Below are 26,938 nucleotides of genomic sequence, written 5' to 3' on the forward strand. Positions count from 1 at the left end.
TTTCCTCCCTATGTGCTCCATGGCTTGTTCAACGTATACTCATTTTGATCCAACTCGATCGCCAGCTCTTCCATTTGCCGTTCAATCTGGTTCACTTTTAGCTGATTATTTTTCAACTCCGTCTCGATAATTAGACCTCTGGCCCACTTTTTGCGTGATAACTCCAAGGCCTCTTTTGCCGTACGCAAGCTTTCTTCCAGTTGTACGTATTTCTTTTGGTTTTCCTTAACCGTGGCATACAAATTGCGGATTGATTCGGCAAAATCCTTTTGACCTTTGGCGAGCTCCTCTTTGGCTGTATCGACATCCATTTTAGCTAGATCGTAAGCACCTGCGCCGCTGTTAAAATCGAAGTATCTCACATTGAGCTCCGAAGTTTTGATACTATCCTCCAGCTTCCATAAATTCGGATTCATGTCTGTCAGCTGTTGTATATGTATTTCGATATCCAGCTTCTTCGGTTCCTTGTACACGGGCCGATCAACCAATTCATAAGCTGTTCCATTAGGCTGTCCCATGAGGAAGTTCAGAGCATCCCTGGATTTTTGCAACGCAATTTTCCCCTGCTCTACTGTTTGCTGAGCCTGGTTTCTGGCCTGTGTACTCTCGTTTTTTGCATACTCAGACAGCTTGCCGCGCGCAAATTTGGCAAGTGCAATCTTTTCCTCCGCTTGGGCGATTTCCAGCGCTTCTAGATCATTTTTCACTTGATTCTCTGCCACGAACACACTTTGATAGCTTTTCATTACATTAAAATAAATCTGGTCTTTGGCGAACTGCGCCTGCTTTTTGCTGGCTAGATAAGATAGCGTCGAAGAGTTATAACTTTTCCAAGAGGTATTATCATCAACATATTCGCCGTCTATAAAATCAACAAATGCATTTCCCAGATCCTTTTCTGCATTTTTTAGTTCCATTCTGTGACGCTCTACGTCCCGTTCGGCGGTACGCGTATTGTAACTGTTCGTCTGTGCCCATTCCACGGCCTGCTTGAGTGTTAATGTAGGTAAAGCCTGACCCGTTACGGATGATGTCTTCGATGTAGCCGCAGTAGATGGACTAACCGACGTACTTGATGCTACATTTCCTGATAAACTCTCAGACTGTACAGTGGAGGCCAATCCTGATGATAAGGACAATACAAGCAGCACGACAGCCGCTTTTTGCTTCATAGATGAATCTCTCCCCTTTCGGTTCATTCCCCGAATCTTTTCCATTTTTTTCGACATAAACTTCCACGAACTCTTTGCATTCTAATTGTACTTTCAGGTTTATGTTGGTACAAGGTATCAAAACAATACATTTTTGTAACCTTTACTTCCCTGATTACTCGCTTTATACTGCTTTTCGTCCAATGAGATATTGATTCAAGCTATTTTTACCTGAACTTTACCTAATTTTCAGCTAATTTTAAGGAAACCAACAGCATCTATTAAGGTTTGGAACATATACTAGAGAAAGAATAACAGCCGCTCACTGGGAGGGTTAATAGATGATAAAAGAATCTCGCATGACAACCACTAACGAACCGTCTGATTTGTGGATGACCCGCTTTTTACGTGAATCAGAACAAAAAAAGAAACAACTAATCCGGGAAGCCCGGAAAAATAACGATATACCGCTGATGAACAGCATTTCTTTTCACCTTGCTCAACGGGATCAGCAGCATCTTATCGGATAAAATGACAAGTGAATTTTATGCTATAAATAACAGATTACCTCTAGTTATCTGCTTCGTATGCTAGATGAAAAAAATCCGGGACAAATCGATAATTGATTTGTCCCGGATCTTTGTGATAATCAAACCCAATATAAAACCGCATAGCTTGTTCCATTCCTATTCTTCCATCTCCACCTGAGGATCATAGAGATATTGATCTAGTGGAATACGCCCGCTTTCATTAAAATGTATGCCTTCCTCCTCTAAATACAGACGCTGCAGGGATGCGGACTCATCCTCCTGCAAAGCAATCTCCCCCAAGCGGTTGACTACTCTATGCCAAGGAAGTCGGTGTTTTTGGCTCAATGTATGCAAAATTCGCACCACCTGCCTGGCACCTCTTGGGCTTCCGGCCTCTGCCGCAATTTGACCGTAAGTCATTACTTTTCCCTCAGGGATCAACAGTATAATTTGAAGCACACGGGCAGTGAAAGGCTGCATGTTCTAATTCCTCCGTATTACTATTGCTTTTTCAATAATTATAGCACCCTGAACAGAGGCTAAAAACCCCTGCTCCTACGAATGCAAGAAGCAGGGGAAAACCCATAATTTAAATTTAGAATCCGCTCAGACCCTGCCTTTTTAAATCCTGTGCTACCAATCGGGCCAGTTCCCTTGCACCTTCATAGTTTGGATGGAGTGTATCGCCATTCATATACAAGGCCAGTGTAGCGTCTTTACCAATAGAAGTGAAATAAGCTGAGCTAAGAACATTCAGATCGACTAAAGGCGTTTGTTCCTCTTGAGCCAGCGCCAAAATAGCGCTTCTATACCATCTGTTTTCTGCGTTGTGTACATGGTTAGTATTAAAGTCAGTGGCTCGTCCTTGCGGAGTTGACAGGATTACCGTCGCCCCCTTGGTCTTAACCTGCCGGATCATATCCCGCATCCAGTCCTTAAACTCCGCTTCGCTTTCGTTATGCTTTGGATTGGTGTCATTAATGCCCAATTGGAGAATAAAATAATCCCCCGGCTTGATATATTGGACGATGGCCTCCAACTGACCGTCCTGGTGGAAGCCTCTAGCAATTTGGCCTCCTGACGCCATATTGCGAATTTGAAAAGTATTCGTGTTCACAAACTCTGGCAGCAGTTGACCCCATCCCGCCTGCACGCTGCTATCTAGCGGATAATAGTTACAAACCGTAGAATCTCCACCGATATAAACCGTTCGATTCGTAACCGGATTGCTAGATAATTGCTTGATTTCCAATGCACTGAGTGTGAAGACCGCGCCCTCTTTGCCTTCAGTAACCAGCAGATTTAGCTGTCCGTCTGTCACTGGAATTTGAAAGCGATCCTTGGCCCCATTCCCTGTCATATTAATGACCTGATACACCCCTTCAGCCGCAATACTCGAACGAGAGGTATCTCCTAAAGTAACCGACACCTCATACAAACCAGGAGGAAGATCAACGTCAAAAGTATTCTCGCTTTTCGTACCTGTAGCCAGGAACCGTACCGCATCGCTTGCCACTCCAGTCCCCGAAGCACTGACATTACGCATATTCTCAGGGGTACGAAAGCCATAGCCACGTGCTGAGTCATAGGACAGCGAAGCGCTCACTCCAGTATAACCCGTTTCGACCGTACCTCCACCAAAATCAAACTTGTACTCGCCAGCGGATGCATGTGCCGGGGTAGCTATGCCCACAACTGGTGCACCACATAAAAAAGCTGCTAAAAGCATACCAGTCAATCCTTTTTTCCACTTCATTTTTCATTCCTCCTCCAAATTTTTAATTGTATGAAGCAAAGGACATTTCACTTTTTTGTAAGCGTATACATAAAATTCTACCCATTGTTGCAGGGTTATGCCTATGTAATTCTTATGCAAAAGAAAAGTAGTTTATTCGTTAAGCTAAAACTTGTGCATATACACAAAAAAGCTTCGCAGATACAACTGCGAAGCTATATGAATCAAAATTTCGTTAATTCAAAATTACTGCATTAATCCGCAACCAGAATACCGTCAAAGCTCTCTGGGCCTACTCGTACTGTACCCAGCAGGTTCGAAGAAACAAAAGCGGTATACACCAGTTGTGGCGTAATAGGCGGATTGAAATCATCTGCTGAGAACGCAATAACCTGTGGAGCTAATAAACTCAAACTAAAAGTTGACGTAGCCGAATAAACGAGAGGATCGGTTGGCAAGGTACCTCTTACAATGGTGATCGTAATTCCGACTAAAGCAAGCGGAAGTAGGACTGATATGGTTCCTTTAAGCAGAACCCGTGCCGTACCTGTAGCTCCCAGTGTGTTTAATCCGATCTGCCCAAACAACTGAGGCGTATTCAAAACGGTGATCGGAATGGCAATAGAGTTTGCAAATGAGGCATTTTGAGATGTTCTTCCATCAATAAATGTTCCCATGGTTTTTCCTCCTCTCTCTACCAGATACTATTAGACTATGAAAAAGTTTGTTTTGTGCTTGGACTGAATAACTTGTAAAACACACAACTTTGGATGAATAGGCTAATGTGCAGCCCTTTCTCTGGCCCTGTGAATACACTAAACCAACACTGGGAAAGGAGGGATGTCATGTCTAATAAGTTTAGAGCCACCTTAAGGGGGGCTAATGAAGTGCCTCCTGTCAGAACAAATGCGACAGGAACAGCCGAATTTCGTTACCGTCCAACGAGCCAACAATTAAGCTTTGAACTGACTGTACGCAATATCTCACGGGTAACCGAAGCGCATATTCATCTGGGACGAAGAGGTGAAAATGGCCCTGTTGTTGCTACACTGTTTGGTCCTTCGAAGTTTGGGATAACCGTTAGAAGAGGCGTCGTTAGCGGCGTGCTCCGTGCATGTGATCTTACCGGTCCGCTCAGAGGCAGAACCATTTATGATTTGGTGTGCCAAATTAGAGAGGGTAATGCCTACGTCAATGTCCACACGATCCGTCATCCGAACGGTGCCATTCGTGGACAAATTAGACGCGCACCTATCAAACGCTGCAAATAACGAATGATCATGAGTATAAAAAAAGAACTTCCATGCCACTCATTTTGAGGCTATGGAAGTTCTTTTTAATTCAGGATTTTGCAAAATTCGATTCCAGTCGCTCCGAAGTGCAATATATAGACGAACTAAACCATTTCGATCTATATCTTGTTCATTGGAAGTCGCTTATGGGATTTTTGCAAAATCCTCAATTCTTAACAAAAGTTAAGAAGTTCATAAGCGTTTCTTAAGCCGTTCCCTTTCAGGTTGTTAAGAACTTTATTTTTTAATAGAAAGAGTTCAACAAGATACAGTTCACTCCTGAAAGGAAATGAAGCTTATGAAGCCTAAGACCAAAGAAAAAATTCCCGAGTTGCAGTTGGTCAGAGCCATGGCGATTTTAGCCGTCTTGATGGTACATGCCACTTCTTATGCAACGGTTCAGCTTACAAATTCCAGTCTTTATGTTGTATACAATGCGCTCAATGTGTTGATGAAGTATGGAACCCCCGTATTTATCGCGCTTAGCAGCATGGTGCTGTTCTACAACTACAAGGATCGTCCGATGGGACGACAGCTCTTGAGCCGCTTTTATAAGCAGAGATTGCTGTACATCCTCTTACCTTATGTCATGTTCTCTCTGTTTTATTTCATTCTGTCCCTTATGGCTGGCAGCTCCGAACCATGGAATATAGCTACACTTGCGAAAAGCTTTGCTCTAAAGCTGGCCACAGGTAAAGCGTATACTCATTTATATTATATTTTTATCATGATGCAATTCTATCTCGCATTTCCATTCGTACTGTGGCTGTTCCAGCGTTGTCGGCAACTTCCACAATGCTCTATTGTCCTTGGGCTATTGGTACAGTGGTCATTTGTAATTGGCAATAAATTTCTATTTCAGGTTCAAAATAAGGGCAGTTGGGCACTGTCTTATATAGCCTGCTACATGCTGGGTGCTGCTCTCGGTTACTACTACCCACAGCTGAAAACGTGGTTTCTGATGCGTAAGGGGGAACGAAGTGTTGCCGGCGTGCTGACATGGATCGCAATTTGGGCTTTATGGCTGATTTCAGCCACCATGCATGTCTATATGTGGTACGAAAATAGAATGTACGGAATCTCGTACAATTCGCTAGTTTTTGAACTTATGTATAATATGTACAGCCTGTCTAGCACGCTGGTAATACTACAGATTTCCTTTTTAATATACAGACGGCAACATTCCTTTGTCACTCGCAAACTGGAACGTCTAGGCACACTGTCCTTTGGTGTGTATCTGGTTCATCCGTTCTTCCTGCTCCTGTATCGGCAGTTTTCACCACATATCGGTTCTCCGCAGCTTATTCATGTGTGGTATGCCGGAGGTTTTCTCTTTGCACTTCTTTGCTCTTGGCTCGTCGTGTCGATCATCTCCCGTTTCCTGCCATTTGCTTGGATCTTGTTCGGTCAACTACCAGAAATAGAAAAAAGACAATTCAAGCAAGAAAACCGTATTTCTTCAACTGAAACAGCACTATCCAAAGGCTGACGACCCCAAGCAAGCGAACTGAGATGAGTGTCCATAGCCTCCATCTTTAAAAAGGTATATAATACGCCCATATTGTTTACTGCTGGAAGAACAGAAAGGGTGCACAACCATGCATAACGGAACCATTTTATTAGTAGACGATGAGCCTGAGATTATTAAGCTGATGCAACAAAATCACAGGACTTAGCGTTGGAGCCGATGATTATGTCACTAAGCCGTTCAGCCCGTTGGAGCTGGTGGCACGCATCAAATCTCAGCTGCGCAGAGTACGGAAATATACCCACTCTTCCCCTGCATTGGAGCATGAAATGATACTGGACGAACTCACCATTAATTCTGCTACGCATGAGATCACTCTCGCCGGAGAATCCATTAAGCTGACCCCGCGAGAATTTGCCATTGTCGAGCTGTTGGCCCGTAATCGTGGTCAAGTGCTGAGCATGGAGCAGATCTATGAAAAAGTGTGGAAGGAGCAATATCTGGAATCCAACAACACGCTGATGGTTCATGTGCGTAAAATTCGCGAGAAAATTGAGGCTGATCCGAGAAAACCCAAATACCTGAAAACGGTGTGGGGCATCGGCTACAAAATGGAAAAATTCGATTAATGGAGGATTTACGTCTTGAAGGCAAAACGATATGACACGTTGGGATGGAAGCTGGCAGCCCTTAGCCTTGCCGCTTTCGCTCTAACCGGACTGATTTTGATGGTGTTTTATTATGGAGCATCCTTGCTGCTATGGCTGAACCCTTCCCGTTCATTTTTTGGCACCCGTCTGGTTCGCTGGACCGTAAATCACATTGGGTCCCCACTGATCATGCTGGTGGGCGGGCTACCTACATATATCTATTTCTTTTTTCTTTTTACCAAAAATACGATTGGCTACCTTCGCGAAATTACGACGGGGATGCAGGAGTTTGCTGATGGAGATCTGTCATATACGATTCCTGTTTCTTCAGCGGACGAGCTGGGTACCTTGGCGAAAAATATGAACACCATGGCGGACAAGCTCCGTCTCTCACTGGAAGAAGAACGGGCTTCCGCCAAAGCCAAAAACGACCTGATCACCGGCGTATCTCATGATCTTCGCACCCCGCTAACATCCGTGATCGGTTTTTTGGAATATATTGAAACCGACCGCTATCGGGATGAAATTGAGCTGCGCTATTATGTGAACATTGCTTATGAAAAGTCATTGACGCTTAAAAAGCTGATCGACGAGCTGTTTGAATACACGCGTGTGAGCGGTGGCAGTCTGCCACTGGAGCTGGAGCCTGTAGATCTCGGCAAATTGCTCACTCAGCTTGCTGAGGAATTTGTACCCTCGCTGGAACAGGCGGACATGTCCTACCGCGTCCGAATCGTCGAGCCTGTTCGGATTCTAGCCGATACCGACGAGCTGGTACGCCTGTATGAAAATTTGTTTTCCAACGCTATTCGATACGGAAAAGACGGCAAACGCCTCGATATCACCATAGGACGCGAAGACGACGAGGCGGTGGTAATCTGCACCAACTACGGCACCCCAATTCCTGCGGAAGATGTCCCGCACTTGTTTGAGCGGTTTTACCGGGTGGATAAATCACGTTCCAAGGAAACCGGAGGCACCGGACTGGGCCTTGCGATTACAAAAAGTATTACTGAGCTGCACGATGGCCGCATTTCGGTTAGGAGTAATCGCAGACAAACAGATTTTGAAACCCGTTTTCCCCTCTATCATGCTCGTTAGGCGGCCTCCACGCTAGCCCACTAACAACGTATAGACGATGCCGGGTCCATGCACGCCAATCGTCAAATCATTTTCAATATCCGACGAGCGGCTCGGTCCAGTAATGAAATGAATGCCTGCGGGCAGCTGCTCACGCCCGACTTCGTCAAAGCTGCTTAGAATCTCGCCCAGTCGTGTTCGCAAGCGCTCTACTGGCAAAAGAATGATCAGTGCGGTTGGCAAAAGGCTTACCGCACGGCCTTTCTCCGGCGAGGATAGCACCGCTACCGAACCGGTGTAAGCAGCCGCTTCGTCGGCGATGACGATGCCAATATCCGCCTCGGCAGCGCGGGCCTTCCAGTCCTCGACTGGATCGGTGTTCCACACCGATAAACGGACTTCCGGCAGCGCCGATTCCAGCTGGAGCGCATCCAGGTCCGGCTCATTCTGCCGGACGATATAGGCCGCTCCCAGCTCTCGCGCTTTGAGCGCGATCCAGTCTGCGGTCTGCTCCAAATCCAGCAGACGCACGACATGCCCGCCAACACTTGTAAAGTTGGCGGTAAACTCCTCGATGCGCTGCTCCGCGCTCCATTCGAATTCGTGCCAAAATGCAGGTGCCCCGCGAAACGGCTGAACTGGCGGCTCCGTCTGTCGTGGACGCTTGAGCCGAGTCGCGATGCCGTCCATAAAGCGCACCTGCTTGGCACGGGATTCAACTTCCATTTGATGAAGCCACGCTTCATGGGCCGCTTTTGCTTGTGCAGAAGGATTACTCTGTTCACTCATGCTGCGTCCCTCCTTTACTTCTATCTGCCAAAATCTTCTCCATTCGGCTGAGAACATCCGGTTGCATCACGTTGCGTTCCTGCTCCAGCTTATGCTCCAGCGTGTTCCATTGCTGACGGAAGGATTTTTTCGCCAGAGAGGGGGCTACACGGTACGTATTCCATCCCTTTAGAGGGCCCAGCTTTAGGGTGATTTCGCCCTTACGGACGACCGCTTTCTGTGCAATCTGCCCTAGCCGAATCGCCGCTGCGAATCGCTTCGAGCTGGAAACTACGGTCGCAAAACCTTTCATTCCTGCCGTTTCCAGCTTATCTCCTTGTCCCGCCTCCACCTTGCGTCTACGCAAATATACCAGCATATCATGCAGTGGTATTTTGACTGGACAGGCTTCATAACACGCACCACACAGACTAGACGCACTTGCAATATCGTTCCACTCTTCGATGTTACCATGAAGGGCAGGCGTAAGCACTGCTCCGATAGGGCCACTATATGTCCCGCCATACGCGTGCCCTCCAATGTGTCGGTACACCGGACAGGCATTCAGGCAAGCCCCACAGCGAATGCAATTCAACAGCTCTTGAAACTCGGGATTGCCTAGCTGTAGTGAACGTCCGTTATCTACGATGATGATGTGCATTTCGTCAGGCCCATCGGCATCCTGGCTGCGCCGGGGGCCTGAAATACCAGACATGTACATGGTCAGCTTCTGTCCGGTAGCAGATCGTGGCAGTAATGTAGCCATGACCTCCAAATCCGTCCAGGATGGAATAATCCGTTCCATGCCCATCAGCGTAATTTGCGTTTTGGGCAAAGTGGATACCATTCGTGCGTTGCCTTCATTTTCAAACAGGACCATGGAGCCTGTCTCGGCGATGGCAAAATTACACCCGGTCATGCCAATATCCGCTTCTAGAAACTTTTCACGCAGCTTTTTGCGGACAAAGCCTGCCAAAATCGTCGTATCCGTGGACAGTTTCTCCCCTGCTTCTTTGGACAGCAGCTCGGCAATCTGATAGCGGTTTTTGTGAATCGCCGGAATGACGATATGAGACGGGGGCTCTCCTGCCAGTTGAATAATATATTCACCGAGGTCACTTTCAATCGTCTCGATATCCGCACCCTCCAGCGCCTGATTCAAATGTAACTCCTCCGACACCATCGACTTGGATTTGACGACGGAACGAGCTTGGCTATGCGCAGCAATATTCAGTGTAATACGTACGGCATCGGCTGCTGTGTCGGCAAAATGGATATGCACCCCGTTGGCGCGGGCATTTTCTACAAATAGATTTAAGTAATAGTCCAGATGGGCAATGGTATGAAGACGAATTTGGCGCCCGCGCTCACGCCATTCCTCCCAATTTCCGTGCTGCTCTGAGGCCACCCGCTTACCGTTGCGCAGCCGCTCTGTAGTGAAACGAACTGCATTCCGCAGAAAATCATCATTGAGAGCCAGCTCTGCGCGTTTCTTAACCTTTTGGTTCATGGAATGTGAGTGTACGGCGGTCATGCGTGCTTCACCCCTTCGTACAGCAGCTCAGCCAGATGCATCACCCGAACTGGCTCCTCCCGATACCGGATATTTCCGGCAATGTTCATCAAGCAGGCCATATCCAGTCCGACCAGTACCTCGGCTTCGGTCTCCCTGATGTGGTCCACTTTTTCAGTCACCATCGCTCCCGAAATATCCGGCATTTTCACCGCGAAAGTCCCGCCAAAGCCACAGCAGTCCTCAGCAAAGGGAAGTGGTACTAATTGCAGCCCCTTTACACTGCCAAGCAGCTTCATCGGTTCCTCCTTCACGCCGAGCAAACGTGTGCCATGGCAAGACGGATGGTAGGTTACCTTATGCGGAAAAGACGCGCCCACATCGGTCACGCCCAGCACCTGCACCATAAATTGCGTAAACTCGTACGTCTTTTGCTCAAGCCTCCGTGCCGAATCGAGCCATTCGGGCTCATCCTTAAACAACTCCGGGTAATGATGAATCATATATGTGCAGGAACCGGAGGGGGATACGACAAAATCGCTGTCGTTAAACGCTTTCAAAATCGTTTTGGCCGCAGCCCTCGTTTCATCCCAATACCCGCTGTTATAGGACGGCTGTCCGCAGCATGTCTGCACCTTCGGAAAATCCAGCTGAACACCATATCTGGCAAGCAAGCATGCCATCGCTTCCCCCACCTTGGGATAAATCGCATCACTCAGACAGGTAATAAATAAAGATACCTTCATACGGAACACCCCTTCCGTCCATAGAATTGCTATTACTCTATAACTGAAAAGTTACCTTTGGTGCCACTGCGCAGTCGGATGGTGCTTCCCATCGCTGTTGCCCCCAGATTTTTACTCAATGCTAAAAATCCGGGGAAGTGATAATTTAGAAGCTTGCAGGGGGATTCTCATTTATAACTTTTTTACATCATCAAAGAATTCCCCTGCAACAGCGATTGTAAGATCAAATGAAACGCAAAGCGGCCTTCACCTTGGAAACTCCCCGCTTTATACAACCGTAACTGGAATCGCCAGCTCCGCAAGTTGACTGCGAATCGGGTCCGACAACCGTGAATCTGTAATGATCTCGGACACTTGCGACAGGCTCACGACATGCGTAAACGCCTGCTGCCCAAATTTGCTCGCATCCGCCAGTAAAATCACACGGTCTGCAATGCTGACCATTTTCTGCTTCAAACGAGCTTGCAGTTCATTCGATTCGCTAATACCGCGATCCAGATGAACCCCTTGGCTGGAGAAAAACAATTTATCCACATAATAGGTTTCTAGTGAACGCTCTGCGAGCGGGCCTACAAATGACAGCGAGCGTTGAAGCAACTGCCCCCCCGTCGAAATGACCTCGATTTTTTCCTTACCCGACAGCTCTGTAGCTACCCGAATCGAATTTGTTAATATTGTCAAAGGAATATCCGGTAAGCTTGACGCCATATACCAGGCGGTTGTGCTAGCATCCAGCAAAATACGATCATTCGGCTGAATCTGCTTGACCGCTTCTTCGGCAATCCTACGCTTTTCCTCTGCGTTCATAATTTCCCGTACCGCATAGGGCGTTTCAGGCTGCTCGTTTTTGACACTGACCGCTCCCCCATGCGAACGGCGCAGTCGCCCCGCCTGCTCCAGGCGGTCCAGATCACGGCGGATCGTTTCCTCCGTTACTTTGCACAACTCACTCAATTCGGACACCCGTATGCTTCCTTTTTCATTAACGAGCTGCACAATCATCTCATATCTTTCTGCGACCAGCATGGCAATCTCACTCCACATCTTTAATGTACAAAAAGTCCCGCCACCCGCCGGAATTGCCCGTAGGCATCCTCCCACGCTTCTGACTCGGCAGGTTCATATTCCTCCACGGAAATAGAATCCGCGATGACCCGGCGTGCTTCCCATATATCGGCGAACTTTCCCTGTGTCATCCATTGTACCGCAAGATTGCCGATTGCGCTCGCTTCTGCAGGTCCCGCCCACACTGGTTTTTGAATCGAATTGGCCGTCCATTGGCACAGCAAGCGATTTTGAATCCCTCCTCCGACCATATGCAAACCATTAAACCGTTGTCCTGAGACCCGTTCCGTAAGCTCCAAAATGTAACGATACTTTAACGCCAGACTCTCCAAAATACAGCGCGTAATCTCTCCCGGCGTCTCGGGCAATGGCTGCCCGGTGTTACGGCAATATTGGCGAATACGTGTTTTCATATCCCCGGCATGCAGAAACAGTTCATCGTCCGGGTCAATCAAAGAAGTGAATGCTGGAGCCTGTTCTGCCATATGAACCAGTTCGGGGAAGGAATAGGAGCTTCCCTGCCGCTCCCACTCTCTGCGCGCCTCCTGTAAAATCCACAAGCCCATAATGTTTTTAAGCAGTCTGTAAGTTCGACCGACCCCACCTTCGTTCGTAAAATTAAAACGAAGCGTATCGTCATTGATTACAGGCTGTGCCGTTTCCGTTCCCATCAGGGACCATGTTCCGCAACTCAAATACGCAAACGAGCGCTCCAGGGCAGGCACGGCAGCCACAGCAGATCCCGTATCGTGCTCTGCTACTGCAATCACAGGAATCGCTCCAATGCCCAGATCAGTCATGACCGACGAGCGGATAGTTCCTGCAACATTTCCTGGCTCCAGCACCTCACCAAACCAGGAACAGGGGATGTTGATTCCAGACAAAAGCTCTTCATCCCATTTTTGCTGCAACGGATTATATAATTGCGTGCTGGTCGCATTCGAAAACTCATTGTACATTTCACCTGTCAGAAAATACCGCAGCAAATCTGGAATCATCAAGAAATGCTTTGCCTGCTCCAACAACGGAGAACTCGCATTTCGCATAGCAGCCAGCTGATAAATCGTATTAAACGTCAAAAACTGAATGCCTGTACGCTGAAAAATGAACTCTTTTCCCAGCCGTCCCTGTATTTCTTCCATCACCCCATGGGTGTGCCAATCCCGATAATGATAAGGGTTCCCCAGTAATTCTCCGGTTTCCCCAATTAATCCAAAATCGACCGCCCAGGAGTCAATCGCAAGACTGGACGGATTTACTCCCATATGCTTGGCTTTGAGCAATCCTTGCTGAACCTCGTGATACAGACGCAACAGATCCCAGTGCAGACGTTCCCCAACCTTGACCGGATCATTCGAAAAGCGATGGATTTCCTCCACCACTATACGTGAATCTGTCAATTCTCCGAGTAGAACCCTGCCGCTGCTTGCCCCCAAATCATAAGCGAGGATACTCACCAGCTTGCACCACCCTTGCCTCTTTGCAAAATCTGCGTACCATACTCAGACGCTAAGTAGTCTTTCATCGGGTCTGCTGGTAACCCTTGCTCTTCACGGATCGCTCTGAGTAATGGCGCCACATCAAACTCAAACGCTTGACGTACAGCATCCTCCGCACCCAGCACATCCTGGCGGCTCGCCGCTTCCTCCACTTCTGTATGATTAATCAAGAGTGCCTTCGCATATTGAGTCTGTACATTTAGCACCGAGCGAATCATAGCCGGGATTTTGGGTTCAATATTGTGCGACTGATCGATCAAATACGCGATTTTATCTACGGTTTGGCGAATATCAGCTTCTACATCCTGAGCCGCATTTAAAATCTGATAAAAGATCAAAAATAACTCATACGGATTGGCGGAACCTACAATCAGGTCATCATCCGCATATTTGTAGCTATTAAAATGAAAACCACCTAATCGCTTCTCATCAATTAGAAACGCGACAATATGCTCCACGTTGGCTCCCGGCAGATGATGCCCTGTATCCACCAGCACCTGTGCCTGCGGCCCCAGCTTGGTTGCATAATTGTACGCCATACCCCAATCGGCAATATCCGTATGATAAAAGGCTGGCTCGAACGCCTTGTATTCAATCAGCATGCGCATGTCAGGTGTGAGCGCCTTATACATTTCACTGAGCGCTTCCAGCATCCAATTTTTCCGTTTGCGAATATCCCCCTGACCGGGATAATTCGTTCCGTCTGCGAACCATAAGCTAAAATCGTTAGAGCCCGTTTCCTTCGCAATATCCACGCATTCCAGCAAATGGTTGATGGCCTTGCGGCGGATGGCCGGGTCTACATTGGTGACACTGCCGAGCATGTAGTCCTCATCTTGAAACAAATTGGGATTCACGGCCCCAATCTGCAAACCGAGGCTTTCGGCATGACTGCGAAGCTTGCCGTAATTGTCTACTGTATCCCACGGAATGTGGATCGCAACGGATGGACATAAGCCTGTCACAGCATGAACCTGCGCGGCATCCTCCAACTTTTCGAACGGATCACGCGGGACGCCTGTTTTCTGAAAGACTTTAAACCGTGTACCTGAGTCGCCATATCCCCAGGATGGTGTTTCTATGCTAAGCGCTTTCAGCTTTGCCTTTACTTGCTCCAAGTCAATGCCTCGTTGTTGCTGTTGCTCCTCGAATAAGGCGTACGCTTTATCACTCATCGTGGTTCCTCCTTGGAAAATAAAGCGAGTTACGGGAGGCCGCTTCGCTGCTGACCATCCATAAAGTCACTTCTATTTTAAAGTGTTAGTGTGTATATAAAAGGATGCAAACACGTAAATAAATATCATTACTTATTTACGTGTTTTTCAAAGAGTTTTATAACCCTTCGAAACTATCGTCATATCGCCTACATAGGTTCATTTTAATTCGCCTAGCGTGTAAATGCTGCGGGGACGCCACCGTCGATGGTCAGCATACAGCCTGTCGTTTTCTCTGCCTTGGATGAGGCGAAAAAGGCAATGCCTTCGGCGATATCCTGCGGGTAAATGTTAACCAGCAGCGTCGTCCGTTTGCGGTAATGCTCCTCCAGCTGGTCGGGCTCGATGCCGTAGGCGGTAGCGCGCTCGTTGCGCCAATTGGAGTTCCAAATTGCCGAGCCTTGCAGAATGGCATCCGGCAAAATGGTGTTCACACGGATGCCATATTCACCGCCTTCTGCGGCAATACAACGGGCTAAATGTGCTTCCAGCGCCTTGACCGAGCTATAGGCCGTTACATTTTTGCCTGCGTAGACTGAGTTTTTAGAGCCGACGAATACCATGCTGCCGCCATGTGTCTGCTCCTTCATGAGCTTGAACGCTTCTCGTGCAACCAGAAAATAACCCGTTCCCAGCACATTCACATTTAAATTCCATTCCTTTAACGATGTTTCATCGAACGGACTGGATGTAGCAAGGCCTGCATTGTTGACGATGATATCTACACCGCCATAGGTCAATGCCGTTTCTGCATAGGCAGCCTGAATTTGCTCCTCCTGCGTCACATCCATTTTTACGGCGATGGCACGGTTTTCTCCGTAGCTGCTATTTATCTCTGCGGCTACCTTTTGCGCGCCTTCCAGATTCAGATCTGCCAGTACGACATGTGCACCTTCATCCACCAAGCGACGTGCGGTTGCACTGCCAATCCCGCCTGCACCGCCTGTAATGAATGCAATTTTACGGGAAAATTCAGCTTCTGCTGGTGCGAGTGACAGCTTATAAAGCTCCAGCGGCCAGTATTCCACGTTGTATGACTCGTTCTCGCTGAGTGAAACAAACTCTCCTAACGCCGTTGCTCCTCGCATGACAGCAATAGCACGATGATACAAGGCGCCGCTTACCTGCGCGTTGCTCCAGCTTTTTCCTGTGTTGATCATACCCATACCCGGAATCAAAATTACACGTGGCGCAGCCTCAAACATAACATCTCCCTCATGCCGATTGCGCTCGAAATAAGCTTGATACTGTTCCTTATAGGCTGCTATACCCTCAGCTAGCTTAACTTTCAAGCCCTCTACGTCCTCCACATTCGGTGTCCAATCTACATAGAGTGGCTTCATCTTGGTATGAACCAGATGATCCGGGCATGCTGCCCCAACCTGGGATAAAACAGCAGAATCTCGGCCGTTCACAAACTCCAACACATCCTCCGCGTCATCAAAGGTGAGGATTATCTTTTTCTCATCACTAACTGCACCCCGGACGGATGGCATAACTTGGGACGCAATGCTTCGGCGCTCTCCAGAAGTAAGCGCTTTATATTTTACACCTCCAAACGCCTGCTTTTCCTCTTGACGAGCTTTAATATAGTTTTCTGCTTCTTGGATGATTTCGATCGTTTTGGCATAAGCCGCCTCGGATGTGTCTCCCCACGTAACCAGACCATGCTTTTCCATCAATACCAATTCAGCTTGTGGATGATCGATTACACCTCGGGCAATCATTTTCGACAGCTTAAAGCCGGGACGGATATAGGGTACCCATACAAAACGGTCACCGAAAATTTTCTTAGCGATTTCCTTGCCGTTATGCGCGCAGCATAAGCTGATAATCGCGTCCGGATGTGTATGATCGACATGCTTAAAAGGCAGAAAAGCATGCAATAGCGTCTCAATTGAAGCCCGTGGATGCTTGGCATCTATCATACAGTTCGCCAAATATGCCACCATATCCTCGTCAGACATATCTTCCCTTTCAAATAAAGGACGAATATCCTCCATACGAAGCCCTGTGAAGTTATGCGCTTTCATTGTTGCTAGATCGGAACCGCTGCCCTTAACGTACATCACTTCTACTTCACGCCCACGAAAATCTTGTATCATCGTTTTGGCCGAAGTGTTGCCGCCTCCCCAGTTGCACACACTCCTATCTGTGCCAATCAGGTTAGAACGGTATACGAGCTGTTCCAGCATGCTTTTCTGCTCAGATGCTTGTGAAGAAATCCACAGACTTTGTACCATAGGAAAAAGACCTCCAAGTTCTGTTTTTGTTTTGAATGGCTTTATTACAGTGGTTATTCTTTGTTTATGGAGACTATAACACTTTTGTTTTAATTTGAAAATATAAAATACAAAAATAATCAAAAATAAATTTTAATTTTATCCATCTTAAAAAGGAATATATTTGTCTAGCTTAAAATATAATAAGGCCGTGCCAGATCAGGTATAAGGACCTTTTCCGGTACGGCCTTTTGACAGGTAAATCACTTCATTACCAAGCATATTGCTACGAATTTGATTGCGCTCTGGTTCAAAGGAAGGAGGCTTAGGGCATATCAAGTCGTTTTTTAACGACTGCTGGTACACCTGCAGCCATGGTAAAGCTGGGTATATCATCTTTAACAAAGGCACCTCCACCTATCATAGACCAACAGCCGATGTGACATTTCTCTCGTACCGAGGCACCGACCCCGATATAGGCTCCTTCATCTATGGTTACGTTACCTGCCAGATTCACGCCGGGGGCTATGGTTACATAATCGCCAATAACCGCATCATGACTCACGTTAACACTCCGATTGATAATTACATGCTGTCTGATTTTAATATTGTCCGTCAGGATAGCCCCTTCAAAGATCATGCTTCCTTCTCCAATGGTGTTTCTTCGAGACAAGCGAACACGGGGATGTATTAGCGGAGCTGCGATACGAAATCCCGCTTGAATTGTATGATGAACGAATCGCTTCTTTAATGCCGGGTCACCCACCCCCGCACATATCAGCTCCACCTCATATTTTAATGCTTCAATGTCATTCAACGTTCCCAGTACAGGAACGCCATTTACGATCTGCCCTTTCGTCTCAGGCCGTTCGTCTAAAAAACCTGTCACATGAACTCCCAGCTCTTCACATAACCAGTTGACTTCCCTCGCATGTCCGCCCGATCCCCAGATAACGATTTTTCTCATCCGCTTGCCTTTCTTCCCAAGTTCCCTAGAACGTTCACAATTCTTCGAACGATCATCTCGTCCAGCTCCTCCCACAAGGGCAGGCTGACAATATGTTTGGCAATATGCTCGGTAACATGAAGAGTAGAATGGAGATAACTTTGGAATTGTTTTTGCTGATGGCACGCCGGAGAAAAATAGGTTCTGGCTTCTATTGAATTAGAGGCTAATAACTTAACGACCTCTTGATTCGTGTGTGAATCTGGACTAAGAATAGGGATAAATTGATGAACAACCGATCCTTGCGTTTTTTGTATAGACCATCCTCGTTCTAATAAGTCTGCTTGGAGCAGTTCTTGAAGATAATATTCGTAGATAGTCCTTCTATTCTCCCGTACAGTCTTGAAATGATCAAGAGTGGCTAAAGCGATAGCAGCGGTATACTCAGATATCTTACTGTTTAGACCTTGGATGACAGACTCCCTGCTGCTGGAGAAACCAAAATTTCCTGCCTGACGAATCCGCTTGATGAGATCCTGATCCATACTATATACTAGGCCACCCTCTCCAATACCGAAGGATTTGGTGGCATGAAAGCTGAATACTACAGCTCCTCCAAAGCCTTTACCAAATTGGGTGGCTTCCTCGGGTGTTATCGTTCCAAAGCTGGCAGCAGCATCAATGACTACCGGAATTCCTTGCTCCTGCAGCTTATTGTATACGGATAAATCAATGGCTGTACCGAAAGTGGCATAAGGAACGATTACCGCAATCTTATCTCCCAGCAGCTTGACTGTCTGCTCTAACTGCTCCCTATTCATTTGCCAATTCTCCGGTTCAATGTCAAGGAAGTAGGGTTCCAACCCGCACCACTCAGCAGCAAGTGGAGTGGCAGCAAAAGTAAAACTTGGCATAACTGCATATTTGCCCTGTGGTCGCTTGCTTTGGGCGATCGCCAAAATCAAGCCGATGGTAGCGTTATGAACGGTCACAGCCGAACCGATTCCATCAAACATTTGCGCAATGACCCGCTCTTCAAACAGGTTATTTAAGGGACCATAATTGGAGTAAATCCGGGTCTCTTCTATTTTCTCAAAATTAGCAATAAATCGTTCCTTTTTTACTAAATTAGGTCGTAAAAAGGGAATGTCGAACATGAGCCAGCCTCCTTCGCATATGGGATGAGCAAACTAGGATTCCAATGTTTTTAATATCATTTCAATTCGCTTGATATCTGCAACAAATTGTGAACGACCCCTTATACGTTCCTGATAAGAATGAAGTGCAGTTTTAAACAAATCGTCAGTATCAAGAAATCCATCATCTCTTGAGGCAATCATAATATCTAACCATTCCGTGAACGCATTTTGACCAAGTGTTTGATTATTTTGATTGGGATGTATTCGGAAATAGCTTAGTGCTTCAGGAATATAAACTGCTTTTCCTTTGGATAGTAAGTTCAACCAGGAAGCTAAATCATTAAGAAGAGAATACTGTTTTCCTTTATAAACTCCAAACCGTTCGATAAGATCTGTTTTTTTGAAAAACACTGTTGTAGGTTCACCAATCACATTTAAACAACGAGTTAATGCAACGTTTGCCAACATTCTTCCGTCCATTATCCTTGTTTCTTCGTATAACTTTTCCGTTGCATAGAGCGGTGGGAGAATAGCCCCTGATTCATTCATGGTTTGCCGATACGAGGTAACCAGTGTGATGTTTTCGAAATTTTCAAAAAAATAGAGCATCCTTGCTATTTTTTCTTTATGAAACATGTCGTCATCCATCAAGTAATTGATATATTCACCTGATGCCAAATCAAAACATTTATGCCAATTTCCAAGAAAAAGATTTTTATCATTTTTATAATATTTAATTTGGGGAAAAGAATCTAAATAAGAATCAATCATTTCTTGTACTTCATTCGTTATACTGTCATCACAGATAATAATTTCGATGTTCGGGTAAGTTTGTTCCAATACACTGTCGATGGCGATTTTTAGTGTATGCGGCCGGTTATATGCAGGTATAACTACACTTACTAATGGGCATTCCACACTTACTCCACCTTTCTTTTATGCTTAGGTGTTTACGTCGGAGGTTTCAAACGGTTTATTCGCTATGTTCATATGGGCTGGCATTTTCCTCACATCCCCGAACACATACACATACATATATACTACTGGGAAATAAAATGATGCCAGGAAAATGGTTGTTTCAATAAAAATAATAACTTACGTCTGAACGGCACCTCCCTCTCGTTGGTGTTCGAAACTGGTAAAGGGGAATGATCATGTCATTGAATTTCACTCCGCTACTGATAACTCATTTATTTGTATCGAAGAAGGTTTTAAAGGATCATGTAAAAGAATTGATAGATAGATTGGAAGAAAGTCACATTACAATAAACTTGTATGAGGCTGAGCAGCCACTTATAGACAATAGCCTCCAAAAGCCTCGGGTTTACGTCTCGATCGGAGAAGAGTGGGGAGAATTTTCAGCACTAAAAGCGTTGCCTGGTCACGAAAAAAAACGCTGGTTGCACTTCCAATCACCAAACGAAATTCAACCTATGCATTTATTTTTCTGCTGGCTTAAGGCAACAGATCCTCTGCCGGAGAATAGAACGATTCCTCCAACACATTTTTCTTCAAACACACCTTTAATATCCGTCTTTACTGCCAGCTACAGATCAAAGGAAAAAATTCAACGACCTTATCAATCTTTATTGAAGCAGACCTACAAGAACTGGGAATGGGTAATCGTGGATGATTCCGGTGATGAAGATGAAACGTACAAGGAGTATTTACTCCCTTTAGAGGATCACCGTGTGCGGAGATATCGCCAGGATTCCCGCAATGGTTATATAGGGGCTATCAAAAGGTTTGCAGCAGGTCTATGTACAGGGGAAATTTTGGTAGAAGTCGATCATGATGATGAGCTAACTCCTGACTGCCTGGAGAAAATCGTCAAAGCATTTCAACAAAACCCTGACTGTGGCTTTGTTTATGGGGATTGTGCTGAAGTGTATGCAGGGAGCAATCATGCACATTGGTATGGCTGGGATTGTGGCTTTGGCTACAGTGTTCATTATCGAGTCTGGCTGCATGAAATGAACAGATGGCAAAATGTACAAAAACATACGACCATTAATGGCAAAACCATTCGACATTTGGTCGGTTTACCCAATCATCCCCGTGCGTGGACGAGGGACTGTTACCATCTGATCGGAGGCCATCGCAATGAACTACTGGTAGCAGATGATTACGATATGCTGGTCCGGACGTTTCTTTGTACTAAATTTGTAAACATCCCCGATTTGATATATATCCAATATCGTAACGAACATGGAAATAACACTACATTTCTCAGAAATAAGCAGATTCAGGTTCTTGTAAGGGAACTATATAGATGCTATTTTCAAAGGATCCAAATGAGATTGAAAGAGCTCGATTTACCAGAGCTATTGCCTTATCGTCGTATTTGGGAGACTTCTACGGATGATCCCGCCCGGAAATCTGCTCATGTTATTCAAGAAGATACTTCAAGATTCTCGATATTGTTCCCTATCCCCCATCCCTGCCCTGAAATAGAGCATACCCAATTAATTAAGACACTCCAAAAGGGCATTGAAAACAACTTTAGGGAGATTGAAATTGTGGTTGTAGGTCGAATTCCATCAGAAATCGAAACCTATGCCTCCAAAGCTCCCAGGGGAGCCATACGATGGTGGCCTATGGAGCCAAATGATTCATTAGAAACTTGTATTCAATATGGAAAATTTGTTGCGTCCTGCAAAGAGAAAGTGGTTGTGTTGCCCTAAATTACAACAAGGCTGATTAGAATATTAGCCAACAATTATTTTCCAATACCTTTGACGAAGTCTCTCTGAATCATTTCCATGAGACTTCGACAAAGGTTTTTTTTCGTTACAGCAGAACTGCAAACATGAACTTAAGACAAAAAAAGAACCCAAAAGTTATAAATAACTTTTGAGTCCTCTAAATATACCTTGACCTTAAGCTGGTCCTTGGTCACCTTGCGGTCCTTGAACACCCTGAGGGCCTTGGTCGCCTTGCACGCCTTGAACTCCTTGAGGTCCTTGGTCGCCTTGGACGCCTTGAACTCCCTGAGGGCCTTGGTCGCCTTGCGGTCCTTGAACACCCTGAGGTCCTTGGACACCTTGAGGTCCTTGGTCGCCTTGTGGTCCTTCAGGTCCTTGGTCACCTTGTGGTCCTTGAACTCCTTGAGGCCCTCCAGCACCTTGTGGACCTAGAGGGCCTTGAGCACCTAGAGGGCCTTGAACACCTTGTGGACCTAGAGGGCCTTGAGCACCTTGTGGTCCTTGAACGCCCTGAGGTCCTTGGTCACCTTGCGGTCCTTGGACTCCTTGAGGTCCTTGTTCGCCTTGGACGCCTTGAACTCCCTGAGGGCCTTGGTCGCCTTGCGGTCCTTGAACTCCTTGAGGTCCTTGTTCGCCTTGGACGCCTTGAACTCCCTGAGGGCCTTGGGCTCCTTGGGCTCCTTGAACTCCTTGAGGTCCTTGGTCGCCTTGGACTCCCTGTGGTCCTTGGTCACCTTGGGCTCCTTGAACTCCTTGAGGTCCTTGGTCGCCTTGGACTCCCTGTGGTCCTTGGTCACCTTGTACGCCCTGAGGTCCTTGGTCACCTTGTACGCCCTGAGGTCCTTGATCACCTTGGACTCCTTGAGGTCCTTGGTCACCTTGGACTCCTTGAGGTCCTTGGTCACCTTGAACTCCTTGAGGTCCTTGGTCACCTTGTACGCCCTGAGGTCCTTGGTCACCTTGTACGCCCTGAGGTCCTTGATCACCTTGTGGTCCTTCAGGTCCTTGGTCACCTTGTACGCCCTGAGGTCCTTGGTCGCCTTGAACTCCTTGAACACCCTGAGGTCCTTGGTCGCCTTGAACTCCTTGAGGTCCTTGATCGCCTTGGACTCCTTGAGGTCCTTGGTCGCCTTGAACTCCTTGAGGTCCTTGGTCGCCTTGAACTCCTTGAACACCCTGAGGTCCTTGGTCACCTTGGACACCTTGAGGTCCTTGGTCACCTTGAACGCCCTGAGGTCCTTGGTCACCTTGTACGCCCTGAGGTCCTTGGTCACCTTGTACGCCCTGAGGTCCTTGGTCGCCTTGTACGCCCTGAGGCCCTTGGTCGCCTTGGACTCCCTGAGGTCCTTGGTCGCCTTGGACTTGAGGTCCTTGGTCGCCTTGGAAACCTTGAGGTCCTTGGTCACCTTGAACGCCCTGAGGTCCTTGGTCACCTTGTACGCCCTGAGGTCCTTGGTCACCTTGTACGCCCTGAGGTCCTTGATCACCTTGGACTCCTTGAGGTCCTTGGTCACCTTGTACGCCCTGAGGTCCTTGGTCGCCTTGAACTCCTTGAGGTCCTTGGTCGCCTTGAACTCCTTGAGGTCCTTGGTCGCCTTGTACGCCCTGAGGTCCTTGGTCGCCTTGAACTCCTTGAACACCCTGAGGTCCTTGGTCGCCTTGAACTCCTTGAGGTCCTTGATCGCCTTGGACTCCTTGAGGTCCTTGGTCGCCTTGAACTCCTTGAGGTCCTTGGTCGCCTTGTACGCCCTGAGGTCCTTGGTCGCCTTGAACTCCTTGAACACCCTGAGGTCCTTGGTCGCCTTGAACTCCTTGAGGTCCTTGGTCGCCTTGTACGCCCTGAGGTCCTTGGTCGCCTTGAACTCCTTGAACACCCTGAGGTCCTTGGTCGCCTTGAACTCCTTGAGGTCCTTGATCGCCTTGGACTCCTTGAGGTCCTTGGTCGCCTTGAACTCCTTGAGGTCCTTGGTCGCCTTGTACGCCCTGAGGTCCTTGGTCGCCTTGAACTCCTTGAACACCCTGAGGTCCTTGGTCGCCTTGAACTCCTTGAGGTCCTTGGTCGCCTTGTACGCCCTGAGGTCCTTGGTCGCCTTGAACTCCTTGAGGTCCTTGATCGCCTTGGACTCCTTGAGGTCCTTGGTCGCCTTGAACTCCTTGAGGTCCTTGGTCGCCTTGTACGCCCTGAGGTCCTTGGTCGCCTTGAACTCCTTGAACACCCTGAGGTCCTTGGTCGCCTTGAACTCCTTGAGGTCCTTGATCGCCTTGGACTCCTTGAGGTCCTTGGTCGCCTTGAACTCCTTGAACACCCTGAGGTCCTTGGTCGCCTTGGACTCCCTGAGGCCCTTGGTCGCCTTGGACTCCCTGAGGTCCTTGGTCGCCTTGTACGCCCTGAACACCCTGAGGTCCTTGGTCACCTTGTACGCCCTGAGGTCCTTGATCACCTTGGACTCCTTGAGGTCCTTGATCACCTTGTACGCCCTGAGGTCCTTGGTCGCCTTGAACTCCTTGAGGTCCTTGGTCGCCTTGTACGCCCTGAGGTCCTTGATCACCTTGGACACCTTGAGGTCCTTGGTCACCTTGAACGCCCTGAGGTCCTTGGTCGCCTTGAACTCCTTGAGGTCCTTGATCGCCTTGGACTCCTTGAGGTCCTTGGTCGCCTTGAACTCCTTGAACACCCTGAGGTCCTTGGTCACCTTGGACTCCCTGAGGCCCTTGGTCGCCTTGGACTCCCTGAGGTCCTTGGTCGCCTTGGACTCCCTGAGGTCCTTGGTCGCCTTGTACGCCCTGAACACCCTGAGGTCCTTGGTCACCTTGTACGCCCTGAGGTCCTTGATCACCTTGGACTCCTTGAGGTCCTTGATCACCTTGTACGCCCTGAGGTCCTTGGTCGCCTTGAACTCCTTGAGGTCCTTGGTCGCCTTGTACGCCCTGAGGTCCTTGATCACCTTGGACACCTTGAGGTCCTTGGTCACCTTGAACGCCCTGAGGTCCTTGGTCGCCTTGAACTCCTTGAGGTCCTTGGTCGCCTTGAACTCCTTGAACACCCTGAGGTCCTTGGTCGCCTTGAACTCCTTGAGGTCCTTGATCGCCTTGGACTCCTTGAGGTCCTTGGTCGCCTTGAACTCCTTGAACACCCTGAGGTCCTTGGTCACCTTGGACTCCCTGAGGCCCTTGGTCGCCTTGGACTCCCTGAGGTCCTTGGTCGCCTTGGACTCCCTGAGGTCCTTGGTCGCCTTGTACGCCCTGAACACCCTGAGGTCCTTGGTCACCTTGTACGCCCTGAGGTCCTTGATCACCTTGGACTCCTTGAGGTCCTTGGTCACCTTGCGGTCCTTGAACACCCTGAGGGCCTTGGTCGCCTTGAACTCCTTGAGGTCCTTGGTCGCCTTGAACTCCTTGAACACCCTGAGGTCCTTGGTCGCCTTGAACTCCTTGAGGTCCTTGATCGCCTTGGACTCCTTGAGGTCCTTGGTCACCTTGTACGCCCTGAGGTCCTTGGTCGCCTTGAACTCCTTGAGGTCCTTGGTCGCCTTGAACTCCTTGAGGTCCTTGATCGCCTTGGACTCCTTGAGGTCCTTGGTCACCTTGTACGCCCTGAGGTCCTTGGTCGCCTTGAACTCCTTGAGGTCCTTGGTCGCCTTGTACGCCCTGAGGTCCTTGGTCACCTTGGGCTCCCTGAACACCCTGTGGTCCTTGGTCGCCTTGTACGCCCTGAACACCTTGAGGTCCTTGGTCGCCTTGCACGCCTTGAACGCCTTGAGGTCCTTGGTCACCTTGGGCTCCCTGAACACCCTGAGGTCCTTGGTCGCCTTGGGCTCCTTGAACACCCTGAGGTCCTTGGTCACCTTGTACGCCCTGAACACCCTGTGGTCCTTGGTCACCTTGAACGCCCTGAACACCCTGAGGTCCTTGGTCGCCTTGTACGCCCTGAACACCCTGAGGTCCTTGATCGCCTTGGACTCCTTGAACGCCTTGAGGTCCTTGGTCGCCTTGGGCTCCTTGAACTCCTTGAGGTCCTTGATCGCCTTGTACGCCCTGAACACCCTGAGGTCCTTGATCGCCTTGTACGCCCTGAACACCCTGAGGTCCTTGGTCACCTTGGGCTCCCTGAACACCCTGAGGTCCTTGGACTCCTTGATCGGTTCCTAAAAGTTCATCAGATACTAACCGATGCGCAGGTACTAATTGCCCCAATGCATCTTTACCCCAAACAGAAATTTGAGTTTCATCCTCTGCTGGTCCGCTTGTGGTAAACACGAATTCAAATGCGTCTAAATTTGCAAAGAAATTCCTAGTTATAACCGCATTTGGTCCCACTGCCACTAGTTGTTGTATATATAATGTTCTGCTGCCGTTTAAAATAAAACCCTCGATCAAAACAGTAGAAGAATTTACAGAATCTCGGTTATCTATTTTTACTGTGACTAGTTGGGTGGGTCTGACTCCTAGAACAGGATCGTTTGCAATGGGTCCAGTTGATAATACTGCCATTTAGATACTCCCTCCTCTCTAGTAAAAAGCAAATTTTTTTGTGAACAATGATCTTTCTCAAGACCCTGTTCCCTCTATTTTATGTCTCAACCATTTGCTGCGATTGTGGTTCTATCACTATACATATGTTGAGTTTTAAGACCCTAGTTGCTCATCCGCAACAATACGCTGAACATCAATGATTGTACCGCTCGCGTTTTTTCCCCAAACTGAAATATCAGTACTTTCTTCTGCTAAACCGCTTGTGGTAAAAACGAATTCATATGCGTCGAAGTTCACTAGATAGTTTCTCGTAACAACTGCATTGGGGGCTAAAGCTATTTGTTCTTGTACATACAATGTTCGTAAACCATTTAAAATGTAGCCCTGAATTAAAATAGTTGAAGAATTGACCAAATCACGATTAATTATTTTAACGGTAACCTGCTGGATAGGCCTGATCCCACTAACAGGACTATTCTCAATAGGTCCAGTTGATAATACTGCCATTTAGTCGGTCTCCCCTTTCCTATTTATTAACAACAAATCCATATCATGTAAAAATACTATATATATTGAACTTAAATATACTTGGGTTTTAATCCACTATATTATTTTACAGTTCAATCCATATAGAAAAGAATAGGGATTACTGTAGCTCCATGTATCATATTAATAATTTGTTACATGTGATTGTTTGTTTACCTATTAAAATTAAAATAGATATTTACTTTTTCAAACCTTT

The 26,938-nt window shown here is 47.4% G+C and carries 22 protein-coding genes and 1 pseudogene; 6 read left to right on the forward strand and 17 right to left on the reverse strand.

Features of this window, described 5'->3' with window-relative positions; genetic code table 11:
- Positions 1–8: 8 nt before the first annotated feature.
- On the reverse strand, positions 9–1,172 hold the full coding sequence (locus tag MHB46_RS03095; protein ID WP_341161576.1) for a TolC family protein: 1,164 nt from the start codon (positions 1,170–1,172) through the stop codon (positions 9–11).
- Between the two features lie 320 nt (positions 1,173–1,492).
- Here MHB46_RS03095 and MHB46_RS03100 point away from each other — a divergent pair, with 320 nt between their 5' ends.
- Entirely contained in the window at positions 1,493–1,681 is a 189-nt protein-coding gene (locus MHB46_RS03100) for a hypothetical protein (protein WP_013370989.1), read from the forward strand.
- Between the two features lie 156 nt (positions 1,682–1,837).
- Here the strand turns inward: MHB46_RS03100 and MHB46_RS03105 are convergent, their stop codons facing one another.
- The 3 genes from MHB46_RS03105 to MHB46_RS03115 form a co-directional block, all read right to left on the reverse strand.
- On the reverse strand, positions 1,838–2,161 hold the full coding sequence (locus MHB46_RS03105; RefSeq protein WP_341161577.1) for an MGMT family protein: 324 nt from the start codon (positions 2,159–2,161) through the stop codon (positions 1,838–1,840).
- Positions 2,162–2,276: 115 nt separating this feature from the next.
- On the reverse strand, positions 2,277–3,437 hold the full coding sequence (locus tag MHB46_RS03110; protein ID WP_341161578.1) for a rhamnogalacturonan acetylesterase: 1,161 nt from the start codon (positions 3,435–3,437) through the stop codon (positions 2,277–2,279).
- A 233-nt stretch (positions 3,438–3,670) separates the two neighbouring features.
- The gene (locus MHB46_RS03115; RefSeq protein WP_025723331.1) at positions 3,671–4,093 is read right to left on the reverse strand and encodes a hypothetical protein; all 423 of its coding nucleotides are present in this window, start codon (positions 4,091–4,093) and stop codon (positions 3,671–3,673) included.
- Between the two features lie 168 nt (positions 4,094–4,261).
- On the opposite strand from MHB46_RS03115, the gene MHB46_RS03120 reads away from it, so the two are divergent.
- From MHB46_RS03120 to MHB46_RS03135, 4 genes and pseudogenes are all read left to right on the forward strand, one after another.
- Complete coding sequence (locus tag MHB46_RS03120) at positions 4,262–4,687, forward strand: CHRD domain-containing protein (protein ID WP_023988435.1); 426 nt, start codon at positions 4,262–4,264, stop codon at positions 4,685–4,687.
- Positions 4,688–5,006: 319 nt separating this feature from the next.
- Positions 5,007–6,197, forward strand: a complete 1,191-nt coding sequence (locus tag MHB46_RS03125; protein WP_341161579.1) for an acyltransferase — start codon at positions 5,007–5,009, stop codon at positions 6,195–6,197.
- A 167-nt stretch (positions 6,198–6,364) separates the two neighbouring features.
- A pseudogene (locus MHB46_RS03130) lies at positions 6,365–6,805 on the forward strand (winged helix-turn-helix domain-containing protein); the annotation flags it as partial.
- A gap of 15 nt (positions 6,806–6,820) precedes the next feature.
- Positions 6,821–7,927, forward strand: coding sequence for a sensor histidine kinase (locus tag MHB46_RS03135; protein ID WP_250271930.1), 1,107 nt, complete (start codon positions 6,821–6,823; stop codon positions 7,925–7,927).
- A 12-nt stretch (positions 7,928–7,939) separates the two neighbouring features.
- On the opposite strand, the gene MHB46_RS03140 is transcribed toward MHB46_RS03135, so the two are convergent.
- The 10 genes from MHB46_RS03140 to MHB46_RS03185 all read right to left on the reverse strand — a co-directional run bounded on the left by MHB46_RS03140 (position 7,940) and on the right by MHB46_RS03185 (position 19,936).
- Positions 7,940–8,695, reverse strand: a complete 756-nt coding sequence (locus MHB46_RS03140; protein ID WP_341161580.1) for a LutC/YkgG family protein — start codon at positions 8,693–8,695, stop codon at positions 7,940–7,942.
- Entirely contained in the window at positions 8,688–10,208 is a 1,521-nt protein-coding gene (locus MHB46_RS03145; RefSeq protein ID WP_341161581.1) for a LutB/LldF family L-lactate oxidation iron-sulfur protein, read from the reverse strand. Before MHB46_RS03145 ends, MHB46_RS03140 begins: the two co-directional genes overlap by 8 nt.
- A complete protein-coding gene (locus MHB46_RS03150) occupies positions 10,205–10,933 on the reverse strand; it encodes a (Fe-S)-binding protein (RefSeq protein ID WP_341161582.1) in 729 nt (242 codons plus the stop codon). Before MHB46_RS03150 ends, MHB46_RS03145 begins: the two co-directional genes overlap by 4 nt.
- A 267-nt stretch (positions 10,934–11,200) precedes the next feature.
- Positions 11,201–11,959 (reverse strand): DeoR/GlpR family DNA-binding transcription regulator, encoded by a 759-nt coding sequence (locus MHB46_RS03155; RefSeq protein WP_341161583.1) that lies wholly within the window; start codon positions 11,957–11,959, stop codon positions 11,201–11,203.
- Between the two features lie 20 nt (positions 11,960–11,979).
- The gene (rhaB, locus tag MHB46_RS03160; RefSeq protein ID WP_341161584.1) at positions 11,980–13,455 is read right to left on the reverse strand and encodes a rhamnulokinase; all 1,476 of its coding nucleotides are present in this window, start codon (positions 13,453–13,455) and stop codon (positions 11,980–11,982) included.
- Positions 13,452–14,672, reverse strand: a complete 1,221-nt coding sequence (rhaI, locus tag MHB46_RS03165; protein ID WP_341161585.1) for an L-rhamnose isomerase — start codon at positions 14,670–14,672, stop codon at positions 13,452–13,454. Before rhaI ends, rhaB begins: the two co-directional genes overlap by 4 nt.
- 212 nt (positions 14,673–14,884) lie before the next feature.
- Entirely contained in the window at positions 14,885–16,954 is a 2,070-nt protein-coding gene (locus tag MHB46_RS03170; protein ID WP_341161586.1) for a bifunctional aldolase/short-chain dehydrogenase, read from the reverse strand.
- 304 nt (positions 16,955–17,258) lie between these two features.
- Positions 17,259–17,900, reverse strand: coding sequence for an acetyltransferase (locus MHB46_RS03175; RefSeq protein ID WP_341161587.1), 642 nt, complete (start codon positions 17,898–17,900; stop codon positions 17,259–17,261).
- Entirely contained in the window at positions 17,897–19,036 is a 1,140-nt protein-coding gene (locus MHB46_RS03180) for a DegT/DnrJ/EryC1/StrS family aminotransferase (RefSeq protein WP_341161588.1), read from the reverse strand. The genes MHB46_RS03175 and MHB46_RS03180 overlap by 4 nt, the downstream gene beginning before the upstream one ends.
- Before the next feature lie 33 nt (positions 19,037–19,069).
- Positions 19,070–19,936 carry a glycosyltransferase family 2 protein gene (locus MHB46_RS03185; protein WP_341161589.1) on the reverse strand — a complete coding sequence of 289 codons (867 nt, stop codon included), beginning with the start codon at positions 19,934–19,936 and terminating at the stop codon, positions 19,070–19,072.
- A gap of 236 nt (positions 19,937–20,172) precedes the next feature.
- Here MHB46_RS03185 and MHB46_RS03190 point away from each other — a divergent pair, with 236 nt between their 5' ends.
- Positions 20,173–21,702 carry a glycosyltransferase gene (locus MHB46_RS03190; protein ID WP_341161590.1) on the forward strand — a complete coding sequence of 510 codons (1,530 nt, stop codon included), beginning with the start codon at positions 20,173–20,175 and terminating at the stop codon, positions 21,700–21,702.
- Positions 21,703–21,833: 131 nt separating this feature from the next.
- Here MHB46_RS03190 and MHB46_RS03195 read toward each other — a convergent pair whose 3' ends face one another.
- The 3 genes from MHB46_RS03195 to MHB46_RS03205 form a co-directional block, all read right to left on the reverse strand.
- Positions 21,834–22,106 carry a hypothetical protein gene (locus tag MHB46_RS03195; RefSeq protein ID WP_341161591.1) on the reverse strand — a complete coding sequence of 91 codons (273 nt, stop codon included), beginning with the start codon at positions 22,104–22,106 and terminating at the stop codon, positions 21,834–21,836.
- Between the two features lie 90 nt (positions 22,107–22,196).
- Positions 22,197–25,820 (reverse strand): hypothetical protein, encoded by a 3,624-nt coding sequence (locus MHB46_RS03200; protein ID WP_341161592.1) that lies wholly within the window; start codon positions 25,818–25,820, stop codon positions 22,197–22,199.
- A gap of 529 nt (positions 25,821–26,349) precedes the next feature.
- On the reverse strand, positions 26,350–26,703 hold the full coding sequence (locus MHB46_RS03205; RefSeq protein WP_341161593.1) for a hypothetical protein: 354 nt from the start codon (positions 26,701–26,703) through the stop codon (positions 26,350–26,352).
- Between the last annotated feature and the right edge of the window lie 235 nt (positions 26,704–26,938).

The organism is Paenibacillus sp. FSL H7-0703 (assembly GCF_038003485.1).
Lineage (GTDB): Bacteria > Bacillota > Bacilli > Paenibacillales > Paenibacillaceae > Paenibacillus > Paenibacillus polymyxa_B.